The organism is Cytophagia bacterium CHB2, assembly GCA_030263535.1.
Taxonomy (GTDB): Bacteria; Zhuqueibacterota; Zhuqueibacteria; order Zhuqueibacterales; family Zhuqueibacteraceae; genus Coneutiohabitans.
Map to the genome: position 1 here is coordinate 1 of SZPB01000391.1, position 5,809 is coordinate 5,809.

Annotated in this window: 7 protein-coding genes; 1 reads left to right on the forward strand and 6 read right to left on the reverse strand. The window is 54.5% G+C overall.

What is annotated here, in order from left to right; translation table 11 throughout:
• Window positions 1–3: 3 nt before the first annotated feature.
• From FBQ85_25645 to FBQ85_25670, 6 genes are all read right to left on the reverse strand, one after another.
• A complete protein-coding gene (locus FBQ85_25645; GenBank protein MDL1878516.1) occupies window positions 4–657 on the reverse strand; it encodes a phosphatidylserine decarboxylase family protein in 654 nt (217 codons plus the stop codon).
• A 17-nt stretch (window positions 658–674) separates the two neighbouring features.
• Window positions 675–1,385 carry a hypothetical protein gene (locus FBQ85_25650; GenBank protein MDL1878517.1) on the reverse strand — a complete coding sequence of 237 codons (711 nt, stop codon included), beginning with the start codon at window positions 1,383–1,385 and terminating at the stop codon, window positions 675–677.
• Between the two features lie 29 nt (window positions 1,386–1,414).
• Window positions 1,415–2,740, reverse strand: a complete 1,326-nt coding sequence (locus FBQ85_25655) for an adenylosuccinate lyase (GenBank protein ID MDL1878518.1) — start codon at window positions 2,738–2,740, stop codon at window positions 1,415–1,417.
• A 94-nt stretch (window positions 2,741–2,834) separates the two neighbouring features.
• On the reverse strand, window positions 2,835–3,488 hold the full coding sequence (fsa, locus tag FBQ85_25660; protein MDL1878519.1) for a fructose-6-phosphate aldolase: 654 nt from the start codon (window positions 3,486–3,488) through the stop codon (window positions 2,835–2,837).
• A gap of 97 nt (window positions 3,489–3,585) precedes the next feature.
• On the reverse strand, window positions 3,586–4,413 hold the full coding sequence (gene truA / locus FBQ85_25665) for a tRNA pseudouridine(38-40) synthase TruA (protein ID MDL1878520.1): 828 nt from the start codon (window positions 4,411–4,413) through the stop codon (window positions 3,586–3,588).
• A gap of 17 nt (window positions 4,414–4,430) precedes the next feature.
• Window positions 4,431–5,234, reverse strand: coding sequence for an energy-coupling factor transporter transmembrane protein EcfT (locus FBQ85_25670; GenBank protein ID MDL1878521.1), 804 nt, complete (start codon window positions 5,232–5,234; stop codon window positions 4,431–4,433).
• Between the two features lie 325 nt (window positions 5,235–5,559).
• Here FBQ85_25670 and FBQ85_25675 point away from each other — a divergent pair.
• Window positions 5,560–5,809: hypothetical protein (locus FBQ85_25675; GenBank protein ID MDL1878522.1), on the forward strand; the 250-nt coding region annotated here is incomplete at its 3' end.

The window sequence follows — 5,809 nt, forward strand, 5'->3', positions numbered from 1 at the left end:
TGTTTACGTAGCATTTTTGAATTCTCCTATGATGCTCTCCCCGGCCCGCACTTTTTCTTTAAGCCGGACTTTGACTTCCGTGTTGAGAGGGAGATACACTTCCATCCGTGAGCCGAATTTGATAATACCGAAACGCTCGCCGCGCTGCACCTGTAATCCTTCGCGCAGATCGTACACGATGCGGCGCGCGATAAGTCCGGCGATTTGTTTGAACAACACCTTACCCCACGGCGATTCGATTCCGATGACGGATTGCTCGTTATCGCTGGAGGCTTTGGGCAATGAGGCGACATGAAATTGCCCGCGATGGTACTGCAGAAATTTTACCGTGCCCTCCACCGGCACGCGATTGACATGCACGTTGAAGACGGATAGGAAAATGCTGACGCGGCGCGCACGGCCGCCGAGAAATTGCGGTTCATCGACTTCATCGATGCCGATGACTGTGCCATCCGCCGGCGACACGACAAGACCCAGGTCGCCCGGTGTGGTGCGCTCCGGATCACGAAAGAAGAACACAGACATGGCCGTCGCTGCCCAACAGAGCACACTTAAGCTGCGCAGGATGAAACCGCCGCCGAGTGTACGATAAATGAGCGTCAGAAGCAAGGCAGTAATTGCCAGCGCCAAGACAATTGTATAACCTTCGCGATGCATAAGTTAAGTCGCTTTTTTTAAAGTCTCGTAAGCATTCGCAGGCCGAGTGCTTGATACGCTTTGCGCAAGCCTGCGAGGTTATTGCGATAATCTGCCCAGTCAAAGCTTTCGCCTGTGGCTGCGTCGCGCAGCGTGCAGGTTGCCAGCGACAGTTCGTCGCCGATCCACAAGCGATTTTTGTACCGCCCAAATTCGAACTTGCAGGAGGTCAGCATCAGGCCGCGGCGCGAGAAAAAACTTTGCAGCAGAACGCCCGCCTTCGTCACGATGCGCACGATGTGATGCAACTCCTCCGCAGAGAGCAGGCCGAGTGACTGCACATCTTTGCGATCGAGCGCGGTCTTTTTGGGGCTCTCATCTTTCAAATAAAATTCAATAATCGAGGGCTGCAACGCCGCTCCGTCTTTGACGCCCAACCGTCGGGCGTGAGCGCCGAACGCCATATAGTGCGCTGTTACCGTCAACGCAATCATATTGAGCTGGCGCACGAGCATGGCGTCTTTGCCAACTTCATGAATGAAATGCGTGGGAATGTGATAGCCGTCGAGATAACGAAACAACAATGCCGAAACCTGATTGTTGATCTCACCTTTTTTCTCGATCACCTCGCCGCTTTCCCCGCCGAACTCGTCTTTAAATGCCAGGATGAGTTGTTCGGGATTGTCGGTTTCATACAGCGCTTTGGTTTTGCCGTCAAAGAGTTTTTTCTTTTTCTTGTAGCTGCTCATCCTCACTCCTCATAGATTCAAAATCTCGCTTATTGTAATCCGAGACGGGCAAAAATCATGTCAACGTGCTGAAAGTTTTTCTTCATGTCGAAGCATTGCTGAAGATCGTTTTCATTGAGGAACCGGCGAATCACTGGATCGGCAAGCAGGCGTGCCTGAAACTCCTGGCCTCGCGCCGGCAGCATTGTTTCCGGATAGGGCTGATTCCAAATCGCCATGGCATGTTCCTGCACCAGGCGATAGGCCTCTTCACGGGTCATGCCTTTGCGCGTGAGCGCAAGCAACACTTGTTGCGAAAAAATCAAGCCGCGTGTGCGTTCCAGGTTGCGCTGCATATTTTCGGGATAGACGTGCAGGCCGGCAATGACCTTCGTGAGCTGCGCGAGCATGTAATCGAGCAAAATCGTGCTGTCGGGAAGAATAACGCGCTCGACGGAACTGTGGGATATGTCGCGCTCGTGCCACAAGGCAATGTCTTCCAGCCCGGCTGTTGCATGTGCGCGCAGCAGCCGCGCCAACCCTGAAACGCGCTCGCAGGTGATGGGATTGCGTTTGTGCGGCATGGCCGATGAGCCTTTTTGCCCGGCGGTGAATGGCTCTTCGGCTTCCAAAATCTCGGTGCGCTGCAGGCTGCGTATTTCCGTGGCAAATTTTTCGAGCGAAGCGCCGATCAGCGCCAGGGTGTTCAAAAATGCCGCGTGGTGGTCGCGCTGGACGATCTGCGTTGAAATGGCTGCCGGTTGCAGCCCGAGTTTTTCGCAAACATACGTTTCAACGCGCGGATCAATGTGCGCATACGTCCCGACCGCGCCGGATATTTTGCCGACTGCGACTTCACGCACGGCTTGCTGCAGGCGCGCCAAATGGCGACCGACTTCGTCATACCAAACCGCGAGCTTCAAACCGAATGTAGTCGGCTCGGCATGCACGCCGTGTGAACGGCCGATGCAGGCCGTGTGTTTGTGTGCCAGCGCCTGTCCGCGAATGGCCTCCCGCAGGTTAGCCAGTTTATCGAGCAAGAGTCGGCCGGCTTGCTTCATCTGCACCGCCAGCGAGGTGTCGAGCAGATCCGACGACGTCATGCCGAGATGCAGATAACGGCTGTCCGGCCCAACATATTCCGCAACATTGGTGAGAAATGCGATGACATCGTGCTTGACCGTATGCTCGATTTCCAGCACACGCGCGGCGTCAAACCGTGCTTTGGCCTTGATCGTTGCCAGTGCCGGAGGCGGGATCAGGCCCAACTCGGCCTGGGCTTCGCAAACGCAAATTTCGACCTGCAGCCAGATGGCAAGCTTGTTGGCTTCACTCCAAATGTTGCCCATTTCGGGCAGTGTATAACGCGCGATCAAATCTCGGCCTTTAAAATGAAAATCATCTGCTTTGGCGCGCGGCGGGAGGAACACAGATCGGGCAACCCAGCCGCGCCCCAAAGCCAGGCGGAATTTACTTCATGCTTTGCTTGACTTTTTCCCAATCTTCAAGAAACCGTTTCAATCCAATGTCCGTGAGCGGATGATCGAACATTTGATCGAAGACTTTGGCCGGCAGAGTCGATATATCTGCGCCCGCGAGCGCGGCATCGACCACATGCACCGGATTGCGCAAACTGGCCGCCAACACTTCGGTTTCGAATTCATAGTTGTCGTAAATCTCCACGATGGTGCGCACGAGATCCATGCCGACGTGAGAAATGTCGTCGAGCCGGCCGAGGAACGGGCTAACGTATGAAGCCCCGGCCTTGGCCGCCAACAACGCCTGATTTGGGCTGAAAATCAGCGTGACGTTGGTGGGGATTTTTTCGGAGGACAATTTGCGCACCGCCACCAAGCCCTCGCGCGTCATCGGAATTTTGACCACGACATTCTTGTGAATTTTGGCAAGCTCACGGCCTTCTTTGATCATGCCTTCCGCTTCGGTGGAAACAACTTCTGCGTTCACCGGGCCGGGCACCACCTCGCAAATACCGAGAATGATTTGTTTAAACTCGCCCTTTTCTTTCGAGATTAATGTCGGATTCGTGGTTACACCGTCGAGCAGGCCCATGGCTGCGACTTTTTTAATTTCGGCAAGGTTGGCGGTATCGAGAAAAAGTTTCATCTTCGATCTCCAAAGTTTGAGGAATGACTTGACTGTCTCTATTTCATCTAATTTTTTTTTTTCAAGTTGACGGCCGCATGCTTGCGCTGCCCTGAGATTAGTTTACGTCAACGGCAAGCTCGGCTTCCAGCGCGCCAGCCTCTTCTTCCGGCGTTGCGTCGCGCAACGCATCGCGCGCGAAACTGGTGGCGGATTCCGGATAAAGGACTTTTTCCAAAAACAAGCCGTGCGGCGGCGCGGTATAACCGGCTTCGACGCGTTTCTGACTGGCCAGGATGACCGGAATTTCACTGGCCGGCAACGCGCCGCGGCCGACGTTGATCAGTGTGCCGACCATGATGCGCACCATGTTGCGCAGGAAGCGATTCGCGCGCACGCGCAGGAGAATTTTTTCGCCGTTATCCTCCCACTGAATCATCTCCACGCGGCTGAGATAATGCGGATCCTCGGTGCTGCTGCAGCAAAAGGCGCGATAATTGTGTTCGCCCAAAAAGTGCAGCGCCGCGGATTTCATCTCTTCAAGGTCGAGTGGAAATTTGCAAAAGTAGGCATACCCTCGGCCCACCGCCACCGGATGGCGGCTTAGTACATAAACATATTGCCGGCTCACCGCGTCGTAGCGCGCATGAAATGCTTCCGGCACAATCTCCGCTTCCTTGACCACGACATCATGCGGCAAAATGCCGTTGAGTTTGCGCGGCATAATCTGCGTGTCGACTGCAACCGTGGTATGAAAATTCGAGATCTGGCCATAGGCATGTACACCGGCGTCCGTACGCCCGGCCACATACAGCCCGACCTTTTCTTTCAACAAAATCTTAAGGGCGCGCTCGACTTCGCCCTGCACCGTGCGCATCTTGGGCTGATATTGCCAGCCGCAAAAATTACTGCCATCATATTCCAAAACCAATTTGACATTCGGCATGAACGAATCCGCTCAACTTAACCGTGCATTGTTAATGGCCATGTGAGAAGACTTGCGGCCAGCATTATTCCCAGGGCGATCCAATCTGTTCGCGCCAGCTTCAACTCACGGAAACTAACGCGGCCTTCACCGCCATGATAGCAGCGCGCTTCCATGGCCGCCGCCAACTCGTCTGCGCGTTTGAAGGTTGAGATGAACAAGGGCACGAGCATGGGAATCAAGGCGTGGACACGCTGCAATAAATGCCCGTCAAAACGCGCGCCGCGCGAAATTTGCGCCCGTTGGATGCGCTGCGCTTCCTCGATAATCGTCGGCACGAACCGCAATGCCATCATCGTCATCAACGCCAGCTCGTGCGCCGGAAATTTGATCTGCTCCAGCGGACGCAGCATGCGCTCGAGGCCGTCGGTCAAATCTGCCGGAATCGTGGTACTCGTGAGTAACGCAGCAACCAGCACCAACAATCCCAAGCGCAGAGCATACTTCACTCCGATCAATGCGCCTGCCCCTGAAATGGAAATGCCCCACATTTCAACATCGGGGGCGGCAGAACTGGTCAGAGCATGAAGGAATATGGTAACGCCGAACAGCCAGAGGAAAGCACGAAGATTCCTTACAAAGATGTGAAGCGGAATGTGCGTGACGAGAATCGTAACGATGAGTACAAACGTCCACAGCAGCAGCGCCAGCCAGGAATCCGCGAGCATGATCGTTAACATCATACCGAGGCTTAGGATAAGCTTGGTGCGGGGATCAAGCCGGTGTATAATCGAGCCCGAAGGATAATATCGACCGAGCGTAATATTTTGCCATAAACCCATAGCCTGCCGAATTTTGCGCGCAAATATAACAACATTTTGATGAAATACCAATAAAAAACTCCGTGTGCAAATATGGCGTCAGGATTTTTCGCTTGACTTTGTTGAGCGACAGCGATATTTTCATCGCCACTTTGTTCACAACGCGCGGCATCAAATAATCTTGAGGAAACAAGTTGATGCTGCGCTGATCACTCAACCACGCAGGGCCTCAATACTGGCGCGAGCGGGTTGTTTCACGGCGCCCACCCAGCTTGACACGACGTCTGCTCATATCTAGGGGCTGCTCAAAATCGCAGCAGCGCACGGCCGACTCTTTCCGGATTGCATGAACCCAAAACAAACGTTCCCCCTGGCAAAACTTCTTGAGCAGGTCGATAACCTTCGCGAAGAAGCAATTGAGTTGCAGCGCCAATTGACGCGCATTCCCGCGCTTTCGCCGGAAAGCGGGGGCGACGGCGATGACAACGATGGCGGCGGAAACGGAAATGCCGAGATCGTCTTAGTAAGGGTATTCGCTGGCGTCCCGCTCGACGCCCCCGTCGATTTCGAGAACGCGGGCGACGGCACGGGGCGCG